The organism is Serratia sp. SSNIH1 (assembly GCF_002935055.1).
GTDB classification, from domain to species: domain Bacteria; phylum Pseudomonadota; class Gammaproteobacteria; order Enterobacterales; family Enterobacteriaceae; genus Serratia; species Serratia nevei.
In genome coordinates this window covers 1,035,623-1,049,454 of the sequence record NZ_CP026383.1, presented here as the reverse complement: position 1 = coordinate 1,049,454, position 13,832 = coordinate 1,035,623, and the positions used below count along the sequence as shown (strand labels likewise).

Genomic DNA, 13,832 nt, shown 5'->3' with positions numbered 1-13,832 from the left:
GCCCTTCTGGCGGCAACAACAATTCACCCAAGCGTTAATGGAGTAGTTCCCAATGAAAGAGTCCGCCCCTGAACACACCTTCAAAGGCAATCTCAGCGTCCTCGACGTGGTGATGATCACCGCGTCCGGCGTGACGCCGGCCAGCTCCATCTTCGTCATCGCCCCGCTGGCGATCGCCAGCGCCGGCAGCGGCGCCTTTCTGTCGTTTCTGATCGCCGCCTGCGTCGCCGCCGCCATCGCGCTGTGCTATGCCGAGCTCGGCGCCGCACACCCCAGCGCCGGCGGTGAGTACAGCATCATCAAGCGCCTGTTCGGCACCCTGTGCGGGTTGCAGACCTACCTGTTTATCCTCAGCGCCTCGCTGTTCGTGCCGGCGGTGCTGGCCACCGGCGCGGTGCCCTACCTGAACACCGCGCTGGGCACTCAGTTCGACGCCTCGACCGCCGGCATGCTCACCGTGCTGGTCGGCGGCATCTGCGCCATTTTCAACATCAAGGCCAACGCCCTGCTGACCGGCGCCTTTCTGGTGGTGGAAGTGGCGGTGCTGGCGCTGATCGCCTGGCTCGGCTTCAGCCACCCGCATCAGAGCACGGAGATCCTCACCGCGCCGGTGATGCTGGACGCGCAGGGCAGCCTGGCGCCGGTGTCGCTGCCGCCGATCGTCGCCATGGTCGGGGTCGCGCTGTTCTCCTACAACGGCTACGGCGCGGCGGTGTACATGGCAGAAGACATGCGCGAACAGGGTAGGCCGATGGCGATCGCGATCATGCTGACGCTGGTCATCGTAGTGTTGGTGGAACTGGTGCCGTTCACCGCCCTGCTGATCGGCTCGCCGTCGCTGACCGAGATGGCCAAACAGGCCGATCCGGTCGGCTATGTGGTCACCCAGCTCGGCGGCCCGACGCTGGCGCGGGTGGTAAGCGGCGCGATTTATCTGTCGGTGTTCAACGCCATCATCGCCATCGTGGCGCAGTTCAGCCGCATGATGTTCGCCAGCGGGCGCGACGGTTTCTGGCTGCCGACGTTTAACCGGGCGCTGAAAATCATCCACCCGCGCTTCGGCACCCCCTGGATCGCCACCCTGCTGTTCGGCGTGCCGTCGGCGCTGCTGGCGTTTTGCTCCGATCTCGAATCGCTGACCTCGTTCACCGTGATCCTGCTGCTGCTGGTGTACATCATCATGGCGGTGGCGGCGCTGATCAGCCGCCGTCGCCGCCACTTCCACCACCCGTACCTGATGCCGCTGTGGCCGCTGCCGGTGGTGGTGGCGCTGCTGTGCTGCCTGTACGTGCTGTGGACGATTTTGATCGCCAGCAGCCTGAAAGACTTTATTATCATTGCCGGCATTATCGGCTTCGGGCTGGCGCTGAACCATCTGCGCGGCCGCCAGACGGCGCCCCTCGCCGCCCCCTCAATAGAAGGAGAACAACCATGACGCAGCGCGCTCAGGATCTGGGCATTATCATCGGACAGGGCACGCCCGGCCCGCTGAACGCCATCACCGACGTGCCCGGCGTGCGCGTTGGCCATGCCAGCATTCATGCCGATTTGGCGGACGGGCGCAGCGTGCGCACCGGCGTGACGGTGATCGAACCGCGCCCCGGCTCCGCCCGCCACGCCCCCTGCTTTGCCGGCGTGCACGTGCTGAACGGCAACGGTGACGCCACCGGCCTGGAATGGGTGCGCGAAGCGGGCCTGCTGACCAGCCCGATCGCCTTCACCAACACCCACAGTGTGGGCGTGGTGCGCGATGCGCTGATCGCGCTGGAGCGTGAAACGCTGCCCGCAGGCGACAACGCGGTGTATTGGAATATGCCGGTGGTGATGGAAACCTTCGACGGCCTGCTCAACGACATCAACGGCTTTCACGTCAAGGCCGAGCACGTGCGCCAGGCGCAGCAGGCGGCCCGGGGCGGCTTGCCGCAGGAAGGCGCGGTCGGCGGCGGCAGCGGCATGATCTGCCATGAATTCAAAGGCGGCAGCGGCACCGCGTCGCGCCGCCTGCCCGCCGATCAGGGCGGCTGGACGGTGGGCGCCATCGTGCAGGCCAACCACGGCAAGCGCGAGTCGCTGCTGGTCGGCGGTTACCCGGTAGGCCGGCATCTGGGCCATCTCCCCTCGCCGTTCACGCCGCAGTTGCCGCATCCCGGCATGGGCTCCATCGTGGTGGCGCTGGCGACCGACGCGCCGCTGCTGCCGCACCAGTGTGCGCGGCTGGCGCAGCGCGCCAGCATCGGCATCGCCCGCACCGGCGGCGGCACCGAGGATTCGAGCGGCGACATTTTCATCGCCTTCGCTACCGGCAACGACGGCCTGCCGCCCGCCGACTACGCCAATAAAGGCGCTTTCACCACGCCGCTGCACATGGTGAACAACGACTACATTTCGGCGCTGTTCGCCGCAGCAGCGGAAGCGGTGGAGGAAGCGATCGTGAATGCGTTGCTGGCAGCCAATAGCGTGAGCGGCAACGGCCACCGGGCGGAAGGGTTGAGCGCCGAGCAGCTGGTGACGGCGCTGGAGAAGGCCGGCTGGCGTCGGTAAAAACACAGGGCGCGGGGATTAACCGCGCCCTGCTTATCAGGATTCGCCGCCCGGCTTGGGCGTCGGGTAGTCGTAATCCAGCCGCAACGGTTCGGCGTAGACGCTGTTCCACAGCTGTTGGTACAGCTGGTCCAACCGCCCGCTCATCGCCGCACTGTGCATCACCAGCTCCAGATTGCGCGAGTTGTCCAGATAGCCGCCGGTCCAGTTGCTGGTGCCCACCCAGGCAATCTCATCGTCGATGGTCATCAGCTTGCTGTGGATCACGCGGGCAAACGGAATGAAGCCGCTGCTGGCCGGTGGTATGGTCACCACTTTGATCTGCACGTTCGGCACCAGCGCCAGGCTCTTCAGCCAGGCGATATCCGGCTTTTTGGTGTTCCAGTTGGCCACCATCAGCTCGATCTGCACCCCGCGCGCCGCCGCGTTGCGCAGCGCGTTGTCGATCACCGCGTAGAAGGGGCGGCTGCGTTCGGGGCCGAACGACAGCGGCGCGTAATCCATCACCTGCACCCGCACCCGCCGCTTGGCGCCGGCCAGCAAGCGCGGCAGCTCGGCCTGCGAGTCGATCACCCCCGCCGGGTTGTAGGCGCGCGGGCTGGCCACCAGATAGTTGCCCTGCGGCGGCGCCGTCGTCGGCGAATCGGGCAGCGGCGCCACCGGCTTATCCTGCGCCAGCAGCGCCTGCGCCTGCCAATCCTGCTCGAAGATCGCCTGGATCTGCCCCACCACCTTGGCGTCGCTGATGCGCAGCCCGGTTTCGTGAATATGCTCCAGCGCGCGCCAGTCGAAGTTCTGGCTGCCGACGAACGCCTGCTCGCCGTCCACCAGCAGATACTTGGCGTGCAGGATGCCGCCGCTCAGCTTCTGGTAAGGAATAATGCGCAGCTCCAGATTGGGGATCGCCTTCAGCCGTTCCAGCGTCTCGGCGGTAGAAATGCGAATGCCCTTATCTTCCACCAAAAAGCGGATTTTCACCCCGCGTTCGCCGGCCGCCTTCAGGTGCTGCAGCACGCCGTCCAGCAGCGAACCGTCCTGATTCGCCACGTAGAACTGCCCCAGATCGATACGGGTTTTCGCCGCGTCGAACATCTCGCGCCACACCTCGGCGGTGTTGCGCAGGTCGTCGGCCTGCAGCGCGGTTTCCACCGGTGCGGTGTACACCAGCTCATAGCCGGGAATCGCAAAACGCGCCGCAGCGCTCTGGCTCAACATCAACAAACAACCGCCCCACAATGCCGTATAAAGGCGGCCGAGCGGCCGCCGTACTGGATGACCATTAGGCATAGCGCGGCGCTCCGCTGTCAACCCATTGTTCGCCGCTGCCGCTCTCCGGGCGGCTGGCCGGTTGGCCGGCGCGGATCAACAGCACCTTCAGCAGTTCGTTGATGCGCTCCATGCGGCTCTGCAGGAAGTTGTTGGCCACCAGGCACAGCAGCGCGATGGCGATGCCGAGGCCAGTGGCATACAGCGCGGTGCCCATCCCGGCCGACACCAGGCTCGGCTCGGACACCCCCGAGGCGGCCAGCGCCTTGAAGGTTTCGATGATCCCCATCACGGTGCCCAGCAGCCCCAGCAACGGCGCGGCGGTGACCACGGTTTCCAGCAGCCACAGGCCGCGCGCCATCGGCGGCTTGCTCAGCAGGTACTGGGCGTCGATCAGATCGCCGATCGCCTCGCGGTCGCCGGCGCGGTGCTTCTGCGCCAATACCGGCGCGATCACCGCCATCGGCAGGCTGTTGCGCTGGGTCAGCTCGTCAGGCAGATCGGCGGCGCGACGCACGTCCGGCGTCAGCGCCTGCTCCAGCCGGCGCGCCTGGCGCTGGGTATAGGCGAAGTACAGCGTGCGTTCGATGATGATCACCAGCGCGATCGCCAGTGCGGCGTACATCACGTAGAAAATAATGTCGTGCAACAGATTGGCGTCCATACAGGGCTCCTCTTCCCCGCCGCCCGTCAGGCGGCGGGATATTCAGTTAAAAGGTGGCTTCCAGCGAGACGCTGAAGGTGCGTTCTTCGCCGACGTTGTAATACGGCGTGCTGGCCTTCACGCCGCCGTAAGGCGCCGCGTTAAAGGTGGTAGTGCGCACCGAGGTCAGGTATTCCTTGTCAAACAGGTTGCTGATGCCAAAGCGCAGCGCGGCGCTTTTGACGATTTTCTTGTCCACCGGCAGATGCACCCCCGCCGCCAGATCGAACACCGTGCGGCCGCCGATCTTCTCGTCGTTGGTCAGATCGCCGTAGAACGAACTGACGTACTTGCCGCTGACGCTGCCGTAATACAGCCCGTCGTCATAACCCAGCGTCATGTTCAGCAGGTTTTTCGGCACGTTCGGCACCTCTTTGCCGGAGGTCGGCAGCGGCAGCCCGCCGTTGCTGACAATGTCGCTCTTCTGCTTCGACTCGGTGTAGGTATAAGAGGTGTAGTAGTTGAAGTTATGCGGCAGTTGGCCGCTCCACTCCAGCTCCAGCCCTTTGTTCTCCACGTTGCCGATGTTCATCATCTCGTAGTCGCCGGCCGAGTTGGTGGTGGAGATTTGGCGATCGCTGTAGCGCATGTAAAACAGCGTGGCGCTCAGCAGCATGTCTTCCTGCTGGAAACGCCAGCCCAGTTCGTGGTTCCAGCTCAGTTCCGGCTTGGTGCTGAGCGAGTCGCCGACGTTGTACAGCACGTAGTTTGGCGGCGTGCGCATGTTGCGCGTCAGGTTGTAGAACACCTGGTTTTCCTGATTCACCTTATAGCTGGCGCTGAAGTTCGGCAGGAATTCATGATAGGTGGCTTTGCGCTTCTCCGGCACGTTGTACAGGCTGCCGCGGTTGTCCCCTTTGCGCTCCACGTACTGATAGGCCAGGCCGCCGACGAAGGTCCAGTCCGGCGTGGCGAACCAGGTGTCCTGCAGCCACACCTTCTGCGCCGGGGTGATGGTGTACTGGTTGCGCCCCTGAACGGTGTTGCCGTTGGCATCCTTCACCTGATCGGATCCGCCCGGCTGGCCCCAAATCTGCGACGGGTTACCGTCGCCCTTGATGCTGATGAACGGCTGGGTCTGCAGCTGACGCGCGCGCTCATACCAGTAGCCGACGTCCAGGCTGTGCTGCTCGTTGATGTCCCACTTCAGCTTGGTGGTGATGCCCGGCCGCCAGGTTTGGGTCCACGACGGGCGGTAATAGGTGTTGGATTTCAGGTTGCTGAGATCGTACTGCCCGGCCTTGCTGGAGGTGTTGGACAGCACCGACGCCGTCTGGCCGTTGAAGCTGCCGCCGTTGCCCCAGTAGTAATACGGCTGCAGGGTCAGCGACAGGTTATCGCGCAGCTGCAGCTTCTGGGTGAACGACAGCGTGAAGTTTTCGAACGGGTTGCGTTCAATCTTGTAATACTTGTTCAACTGCCCTTTGTTGTTGTACTCCGGCGTGGTGGCATAGTCGGTGTCACGGCCGTCGTTTTCGAACTGCGCCTTGCTCAGGGTGTTGTAGTTGGTGTTGTTCTGGCGGTTGTACTTCATCACCAGATTGCTGCTGTTGCCGTTGCCGTCTTCATACAGCGAGTTCATCTCGAACTTGTCGGAGTACAGCCGCCCCTCGCCGCGCCACTTCTTCGCTTCGGTGTGCGAATAGGAGAGCCAGTTGCTGAAGCCGTTGTACTCGCCGGTGTCCAGGCGGGCGAAGGTTTTGCTCAGGCTGTTGCTGCCCAGCGTTTGCTTGACGAAACCGCCGAAGTCTTTCGCCGGGCGGCGCGTTACCAGGCCGATGTTGCCGCCGCTGGAGCCGATGTGCGGGCCGTCCGCTTCGGAAGAGCCCTGGGTGACGAACACCTCTTCCAGGTTTTCCGCATCGCCGAGCAGGTTCGGGTACACCGCGTAGTTGCCGGAGTCGTTGATCGGAATGCCGTCCATCGACAGGCCGATCTGATCCGAGTTCATGCCGCGCATGGTGTAGTCCACGCCGCTCAGGCCGCTGGCGTCATTGCTGTTGACGTTCAGGCCCGGCGTGTATTTCAGCTTGTCGATGGCGTTGGCCGCCGACGGCATTTTGTCCATCGCCTCTTTGGTGACGGTGGAGCGCGCCTTGGCGCTGTCATCCTGCACCATCATGCCGCCGCCGAGCGACTGCCCCTTGACGCTGATGGTGCCGACATCGGTGGCGTCGGCCGCCAGCGCGGCACCCGGCAGCATCGCCGACATCACCGCCAGATAGATCCCAGAACGATTAAACGATTTCATTGTGTGCATCCCATAAAAATCAAACGATTAACCCTTGCGCTAAGGCGCCTGATAATTGAGCGTTGCGGTAAATCTTTTGGTTGTTTGCCCGGCGAACGCCTCGCTCGGGAACGGCTTCACTGAACTGATGCTTTGCAGGCTGCTCATCGCCGCGCGGTTCAGCAGCATGCTGGCGGCTTTGTTGGCGATGCCGGAAGAGAGCACCCGCCCGCTGCGATCGACCTCCAGCCACACTTCGACGTTGCCCTGCGGGCGCTCGAGCGAGGCCTGGCGACCGCTCGGGTAGCGCTTGCGCTGTTCCAGCTCGCGGCGCAAGGCCAGCAGATAGCCGTTTTCAATCGCCTGCGCGTTCACCTTCGGCGCCACCGGGGCGGCCGGGGCGGGCTGCGCCGCCGGTTTGCTGACCAGCGCGCGCGGGGCGGCAGGCGCCGGCGTCGCTTTAGGCTTCTCTACCGGTTTGGTTTTCTCCTTCACCGGTTTGGGCTTCGGCTGCGGTTTCGGCACCGGCTTGGCTTCCACGATCGGTTCCGGCGCCGGCACCACCGGTTCGGGGATCGGCTCCGGCTCGGGCGGAGGCGGTTCGGGCTGGGGGTCCGGCGGCGTTTGCGGTTGAGGTTCAGGCGCCGGTTCAGGCTCCACCAGCGCCAGTTCGATGGCGGTTTCGTCGTAGCGCGGCTGGATCTTCAGCGCCGCCTGCTGGCTGGCGAACAGCAGGCAACCGGCGACAATCAGCGCCGGCAGCCAGCTGAAAAGATGACGTGAGCGATAGAGCAGATACATGTCACAGCTTCCGTGTCGCGATGGAGACGGAGAGAAAACCGCCCTGGCGCAGGTTGTCCATGACCGCCACCAGCCGCTCGACCGCCACGCCCTTGTCGCTGTTGACGATGATGGTGGTAGTCTGGTTGGCCTGCTGCTGTTGCTTCAGCGTATTAACCAACGCGCCGAGCGCGATCGGCTGGCCATCCAGCTGCAGCTGCTCGTCGGCCCCCAGCGTGACGATCGCTTTTTTCTGCGGTTTCAGCTGCTGCGCGCTGCCGGCAGACGGCAGCTGCGTTTTCAGCCCGAGCGCCGGAATGACGTTCAGGCTGATCAAGACGAAAAACACCAATAAAAACATCATCACGTCGATCATCGGGATCAGCTCGATGTGCGCTTTATTCTTTTTCGGTTCGTTCCAGTTACGCATGACACTCCCTCCCAAAAGCGAAGCAGCCAATATAGGAGGGGTTTGTTTACCTTTTGTTACGCTTGTGTGATCTTATTTTCACAGTGTGGATTTTTTGCGAGAATTCTTTCAATGACGGGAGCCGAGCGCGGAGATATAACCCATTAATTAGTTATAGTTTTTAATGGAATAATCACAGGGCGGACGCATTCGCCTAACGGGTAGCAGAGCCTGAAATGTGAAAATAGTGACAGCCACAGCGGGCCCACGGCAACGACAAGAGGAAATCGCCTCAGCCCGTCCGCAATAAGGGCATGATGGGTTCTCCAGTGATATCGCCTTTTTTAACCAAGAACATTCTCAACCCCTGTCATAAAAATATCGACAAAAAATAAATATTCGCATATATAACCAAACAATATTTCTCATTGGATATATTATTGCCAACAGATTATCAGCTGTTATATTTTTAAAGTGAAATAGCGCTACGGCGTTATTTTCGAATTTAATCAAACCCACTAAGTCACCCTTTTATTTATAAGGATTGTATATGAAAGTACTTAGTCAATATGAAGAACAGTACGTTAGCGGTGGCGATCTGAACGCGGCCTGGGATGGGCTGCTGGACGGCGCTATGACCGGCGCGCTGATTGCAGGCAAATCCGCAGGCGCAGGTGGCTTTATTGCCGGTGCCGTCGGCCAACTGGTCGGCACCCTCATCGGCGGCGTTGCAGGCGGTGTGGGGCTGGGGCTTTATGGCCTGACGCATACGCAGCAGGAAGTGGCGGACTACGCAAAACATTTCCGTGAAACTATCGGCTCCACCTCGACCTCAGTCGGCGGCAGCCTGTAATAGAAATAAAATGGCCGCCGACACGGCGGCTATTTTATTTCTGACGCGCGGGGAATAAAAAACCGTTAATCACGGTGACGCGCCCGGCGTAAATATCCTGACAGCACTTCAGGCCATAAAAAAAGACGCCCGCAGGCGTCTTCTTGGCATTGTCACTGAAGCCCGAGGCGATCAGTTCACTTTCACCGGCATACCGGAACGGGCCTTGATCGCCGCGTCCACTTCGCTCTGGTTGACGCCGGCGTCCATCAGCACTTTGCCGACCGGCGCGGAGATGGTCAGCGGCACCGGATCTTTCGATTGCAGCTGCTCTTCGTTGGCCGACAGCGGGTTGTGCACTTCCACGTAGCGCGAGCCGTCCGGTTCGACGGTGGCTTTCATCGGTTCGTTGATGAACTGCACGCGGGTGCCGACCGGCACTTTCTCGAACAGGTACTTGATGTCGTCGGCGCGCAGACGCACGCAGCCGTGGCTCACGCGCAGGCCGATGCCGAAGTTGGCGTTGGTGCCGTGAATCGCATACAGGCGGCCGACATACAGCGCATACAGCCCCATCGGGTTATCCGGGCCGGCCGGGAACACCGCAGGCAGAATTTCACCGTCGGCTGCATATTCGGCGCGCATCTTGGCGGTCGGCGTCCAGGTTGGGCCATCTTTCTTGCGCTGTACGGTGGTGGTCCAGTTCAGCGGGGTGTCTTTACCCAGCTGGCCGATACCGATCGGCAGCACCACCACGGTGTTGGACCCTTTCGGGTAGTAGTACAGACGCATCTCGGCGCTGTTGATGATGATGCCTTCACGCGGCGCGTCCGGCAGGATCAGCTGCTGCGGGATGGTCAGGGTGCTGCCGGCCTTCGGCAGGAACGGATCCACGCCCGGGTTGGCCTCCAGCATGTTGCTCAGCCCCATCTGATACTGGGCGGCGAAGCTTTCCAGCGGCAGTTTGCTGTCTTCCGGTACGGTGATTTGGATATTCTCGCCCACCAAACGGCTGTCTTTTGGCGGCAGCGGGTAGACGACGGCGAAGGCAGCCTGGCTGAATGCAACCAGTGCCGTAAACAGGGTTAATAACGCGCGAATGCTCATTTTCATCTTCGTGTTGGTCAAGGCCACTGGCGATTATGGATATCGGTTTCTACGGCCACTTTACCCCGTTGCATTTCAGCCGGCAGCCAACGGCGCTGCGGCCTGAAAAACCAGGGGGGATTTGACCGGATGCGCATTATATGTGCACATCAATCAAAGTGTGAACCATTACCGATGTAATATCGCAATTTTTTGTAACCTGACGCGCCACGAAGGCGACTTTTTGCGAGAACCGCCGCCTAACCGGCGGCGGCCAACGCTTCCACCCGCCGAATAGGGATCAGATATTCGCAGCGGATCGCCGCGCCGCCGAGCGGGCAGCTGCCCTCCTGCGCCGGGTAGAAACGCTCGATATCCTGCCCCGGCCGGCGGACGGCGTTCATCTGCGGCATCGCGGTGTCGTACAGCCGCACGATAAAGTTTTGTAACCCTTCCGCCTGCCCTTGATAGGTGAAGCGGGCATACTCCCCCTGTTCGATAGTCACCCGCTCCCCCATCGCCCCTTCGTCCGGCAGAGCGGCGGTATAGGCCATGCGCGGATTACCCCGGCGTTGCCTGTCAACCTCCAGACTGGTGAGGCCGTATACCACCTCCGGCAGCGCCTGCGGCTGCAGCAGCTGCCGCCAGGCGTGGCGGCGCAGCTCGCACTTGGAAGCCGCCAGCTGCCCCAGCGTAAAGCTGCGGCGCTGGGTGTTGCCCACCAGCTGCATGGCGGGCAGCGTCACGATATCGGCCTGCGGCAACGGCGTTTCGGTCAGCCGCAGCGGCGGCTGCAGGCCGTAGCTCGACCAATCCTGGCTGCGGCGATAGCTGGCCGGCGGCAGACCGAACTGTTTGCGGAAGCAACGGGTGAAGGTCTGCTGCGAATCGAACTGGTAAGTATCGGCGATGCAGGCCACGCTGGTGCCGGTCAGGCGCAGTTCGCGCGCGGCGGCGGTCAGCCTTCTGCGGCGGGCGTAAGTGCCGAGAATATGGCCGGTATGTTGCTTGAACATCCGCTGCAAATGCCACTTGGAGTAGCCGGACTTGGCGGCAATGTCGTCCAGCGTCAGCGGCTGATCCAGGCTCTGCTCGATCCAGGCCAGCAGCTGTTCAATCACCTGTTGCTGGTGCATGGTATTCCCCTTATTTTAACAATAACGTCTGCGCCAATACCCGCCCTGCGGCTGCATCGGCGGCCACCAGCACCGGATAACCCCAGAACTTGGCGCCGTATTCGGCGAATTCTTCCGCCGCCGCGCGTTTGGCGTCGTCCGGTTCCAGCATGATCATGCCTTTCACCCACAGCTTCAGCGCCTCGCGGTTATCGCGTTTCCACAGCGCGACCTGGGTGCGGGCATCGCGGTCATGTTCTTGTTCTTCATCGCCGACGCTGCGGTCGGTCATCAGGACAAAGGGTTCGGCGCGCGCCAGCAGCGCGCTGAATTCGGCCAGTTCGGCCTGGGTATCGCGCCCGTTTTGGCGCATCCATACCAGCGGAAAATCGGCGGTATCCAATGACATAATCAGTTTCCTCAGGAAAGGGTGTAGGACTGGCGCTTACTTTATCGGCACCGGCGCTAGACCACATTGCGCAATCAGGACATAATACTTTTCAATTCCGCCAAATTGAGAATTGTTCTCATGAAAGTACAGATCCCCCGCCACTGTCTGGATATCGATCAGGTGCCACGCCCGCTGTTTGCCCTGCAAGGTTCGACCCTCGAACAGGACTGGGAAGTGGAGCCGCACCGCCATCAGAAGGCGCAGCTGATCTACACGGTACGCGGCATGATCCGCTGCGAAGTGGAAAACGGGCTGTGGCTGGTGCCGCCGCAGTGCGCGCTGTGGATGCCGGGCAACGTGTTGCACAACGCCCAGGGGGCCGGCTCCACCGAGGCCTACTGCCTGTTCGTCGATCAACATGCCGCCGCCGGTCTGCCGCAAAACTGCTGCACGCTGTCGGTCTCGCCGCTGCTGCGCGAGCTGCTGCTGCAGGCCAGCACCTTCGAGCCGCTCTACGACGAACAGGGCGCCGAGGGGCGCCTGACGGCGGTATTGCTGGACCAGCTGGCGGCCGCGCCGATCGAGAACCTGCATCTGCCGGTGTCCGACGACGCGCGCATTCGGCAGTTGACCGAAGGCATGCTGAGCAGCCCGGCGGACAAATCCACCCTCGGGCAGTGGGCGCAGCGCATCGGCATGAGCGAGCGTTCCCTCAGCCGCACCTTGCAACAGCAGATGGGCATGAGCTTCGGCCACTGGCGGCGCCAGCTGCACGTGATGCTGGCGCTGCAGCGCCTGACGCAGGGCGAGAGCGTACAGACGGTGGCGCTGGATCTGGGCTACGAGAGCGCCAGCGGCTTCGTCACCATGTTCAGAAAGGCGGTAGGCAAACCGCCGGCGCGCTACCTGGCAGAGCGCAACGCCTCTGGAGAGACCCTGGGCGGCGCAATTACCATGTGAAAAAGCCGGCGCAGACGCCGGCTTGAAGCAGGTGAGAATCAGAAGTCGTAGAACACCGTAATCCAGGTGGAGTCCGGCTCATTGTCGCTGCTGTTGGCCAGCGTGCGCTCCACATACACCGACAGACCATAACCGATGGTGGTGCCCGCGCCGAGGTAAACGTGGTTGGCATGATACGCCTCGTCCCCCTTCAGCCGCAGCGAGTCCGCCGCCACGTAAGGCTGGATCGATTTGAGGAACGGCTTGTCGATATTGAAGGTGTAACCGACGAAGCCTTCCAGCCCGTAGCCGTCACCGGCGAAGAAGTGCGACAGCGTGCGCTGGCGGGTGCTCGGCACATAGTCTTTGTAGTAGCTGGCGGTGCCGACGATGTACCAGTTGTTCGGCTGCCAGGTTAACGCGGTGCCGGACAGCTGCTGGTGATAATCCTTTTCGCTGTACAGATTGTCTTTGATCTTCGCGTCGGTATAACTGTAGGCCGCGCTGAAGGTGAAATCCTTCGTCACCTTGTAATCGAAGCCCAGCCCGCCCCCGCCCTTGCGGCGATAAATCAGATTATCCGCGGTGTGCAGATCGTCTTCCGGTAATAAATAGTTGGCATACAGCGTTACCGGCCCAAAATCATTGGTGTACTTGATGCTGTTTTTCGGTTTATTGCCGCCGTCATAATCGCCGGAAATACCGATGCCGGTGCCGCCCGCATGGCCATCGTTATCCCAGACGTCGCTTTTGATGCCGACCACCGAATAATAGATGCCGTATTGATGGCCGTAGGTCAGGGTGCCGTAACGATCGTCTTTGAAACCGGCGTACAGCTGGCGCTGATAGTCGCGCTTGCCGTCTTCGTTATAGTGCCCGTCCCAGCTGAGCGCGTGCGCCAGATCGACGCCCCACTCGTAATAGCCGATGATTGAAGTGTCCTGCGTCAGCGCATAGTCGCCGCTGAAGCGAAAACGCGTGCCGCCGTCGTGGCCGTTTTTGTCATAGCCCGGCTCCGGGCCGTTATTGAAGATCCACTCGGGGCGAATGCTGCCGCCCACTTTTATACTGAGCGGCGCCAGCAACACATTGCTCTGCGGGTTTTTATCCAGAATGGTGATCTCGGCCTGTGCGCCGGCGGATAACGCCGACAGCAAGACGCCGCCAATGAATATTGGCGTTGTATTTTTTCTCATTATTACCCCTGCCCGAAAAAATTATTGTTATAAACACGGTGGTCTTAAGCCACGCAGAAATAATTAACCGATGTGAACAGCGCACGCAAGATATAAAAATTCACGCCATAACCTGTCATTATTTCAGGTTGGATTTAATTTCAGCAAAAACGTGTTCATCTGTAACGCAAAGAAAAATAATGTAATAACCTCAGCACGAAATAAACCAATCCGCACGTTTCACCCAAAATAAACCGGCGTGATTATCCGGGAATAAAAATAGCAAATAACAAATAAATATTATTGCCGCAGGTAAACCGTCACGCAGGGGAATTAACTTATGGCAGGAAATAACGACGGAGCGC

The 13,832-nt window shown here is 61.2% G+C and carries 13 protein-coding genes; 4 read left to right on the top strand and 9 right to left on the bottom strand.

The annotated features are described in order from the left end of the window. The first annotated feature begins 52 nt into the window (after positions 1–52). Both C3F38_RS04995 and C3F38_RS04990 read left to right on the top strand, forming a co-directional pair. On the top strand, positions 53–1,435 hold the full coding sequence (locus C3F38_RS04995; RefSeq protein ID WP_055317564.1) for an APC family permease: 1,383 nt from the start codon (positions 53–55) through the stop codon (positions 1,433–1,435). Beyond that, a complete protein-coding gene (locus C3F38_RS04990; protein ID WP_055317563.1) occupies positions 1,432–2,541 on the top strand; it encodes a P1 family peptidase in 1,110 nt (369 codons plus the stop codon). The genes C3F38_RS04995 and C3F38_RS04990 overlap by 4 nt, the downstream gene beginning before the upstream one ends. Before the next feature lie 36 nt (positions 2,542–2,577). On the opposite strand, the gene C3F38_RS04985 is transcribed toward C3F38_RS04990, so the two are convergent. Genes C3F38_RS04985 through C3F38_RS04965 form a run of 5 tightly spaced genes read right to left on the bottom strand, consistent with a single transcriptional unit; the run spans position 2,578 to position 7,950 of the window. Continuing rightward, the gene (locus C3F38_RS04985) at positions 2,578–3,828 is read right to left on the bottom strand and encodes a phospholipase D-like domain-containing protein (protein WP_055313405.1); all 1,251 of its coding nucleotides are present in this window, start codon (positions 3,826–3,828) and stop codon (positions 2,578–2,580) included. Further along, complete coding sequence (locus C3F38_RS04980) at positions 3,821–4,471, bottom strand: MotA/TolQ/ExbB proton channel family protein (RefSeq protein ID WP_019454931.1); 651 nt, start codon at positions 4,469–4,471, stop codon at positions 3,821–3,823. The genes C3F38_RS04985 and C3F38_RS04980 overlap by 8 nt, the downstream gene beginning before the upstream one ends. A gap of 46 nt (positions 4,472–4,517) precedes the next feature. Next, positions 4,518–6,761 (bottom strand): TonB-dependent receptor, encoded by a 2,244-nt coding sequence (locus C3F38_RS04975; RefSeq protein ID WP_047730797.1) that lies wholly within the window; start codon positions 6,759–6,761, stop codon positions 4,518–4,520. A 39-nt stretch (positions 6,762–6,800) separates the two neighbouring features. Continuing rightward, positions 6,801–7,541 (bottom strand): energy transducer TonB, encoded by a 741-nt coding sequence (locus tag C3F38_RS04970; protein ID WP_055317562.1) that lies wholly within the window; start codon positions 7,539–7,541, stop codon positions 6,801–6,803. A gap of 1 nt (position 7,542) precedes the next feature. Further along, positions 7,543–7,950, bottom strand: a complete 408-nt coding sequence (locus C3F38_RS04965; protein ID WP_055317561.1) for a biopolymer transporter ExbD — start codon at positions 7,948–7,950, stop codon at positions 7,543–7,545. A gap of 529 nt (positions 7,951–8,479) precedes the next feature. On the opposite strand from C3F38_RS04965, the gene C3F38_RS04960 reads away from it, so the two are divergent. Next, positions 8,480–8,782, top strand: coding sequence for a hypothetical protein (locus tag C3F38_RS04960; protein WP_033651388.1), 303 nt, complete (start codon positions 8,480–8,482; stop codon positions 8,780–8,782). A 171-nt stretch (positions 8,783–8,953) separates the two neighbouring features. On the opposite strand, the gene C3F38_RS04955 is transcribed toward C3F38_RS04960, so the two are convergent. The 3 genes from C3F38_RS04955 to C3F38_RS04945 form a co-directional block, all read right to left on the bottom strand. Beyond that, positions 8,954–9,874 (bottom strand): L,D-transpeptidase family protein, encoded by a 921-nt coding sequence (locus C3F38_RS04955; protein ID WP_038878352.1) that lies wholly within the window; start codon positions 9,872–9,874, stop codon positions 8,954–8,956. Positions 9,875–10,107: 233 nt separating this feature from the next. After that, the gene (locus C3F38_RS04950; RefSeq protein WP_033652832.1) at positions 10,108–10,983 is read right to left on the bottom strand and encodes a helix-turn-helix domain-containing protein; all 876 of its coding nucleotides are present in this window, start codon (positions 10,981–10,983) and stop codon (positions 10,108–10,110) included. 10 nt (positions 10,984–10,993) lie between these two features. Next, positions 10,994–11,371, bottom strand: a complete 378-nt coding sequence (locus tag C3F38_RS04945; RefSeq protein ID WP_038878350.1) for a hypothetical protein — start codon at positions 11,369–11,371, stop codon at positions 10,994–10,996. A gap of 120 nt (positions 11,372–11,491) precedes the next feature. Here C3F38_RS04945 and C3F38_RS04940 point away from each other — a divergent pair, with 120 nt between their 5' ends. Further along, positions 11,492–12,313 carry a helix-turn-helix transcriptional regulator gene (locus tag C3F38_RS04940; protein ID WP_019453262.1) on the top strand — a complete coding sequence of 274 codons (822 nt, stop codon included), beginning with the start codon at positions 11,492–11,494 and terminating at the stop codon, positions 12,311–12,313. A gap of 38 nt (positions 12,314–12,351) precedes the next feature. Here C3F38_RS04940 and C3F38_RS04935 read toward each other — a convergent pair whose 3' ends face one another. Then, the gene (locus C3F38_RS04935) at positions 12,352–13,488 is read right to left on the bottom strand and encodes a porin (RefSeq protein WP_038878347.1); all 1,137 of its coding nucleotides are present in this window, start codon (positions 13,486–13,488) and stop codon (positions 12,352–12,354) included. Between the last annotated feature and the right edge of the window lie 344 nt (positions 13,489–13,832).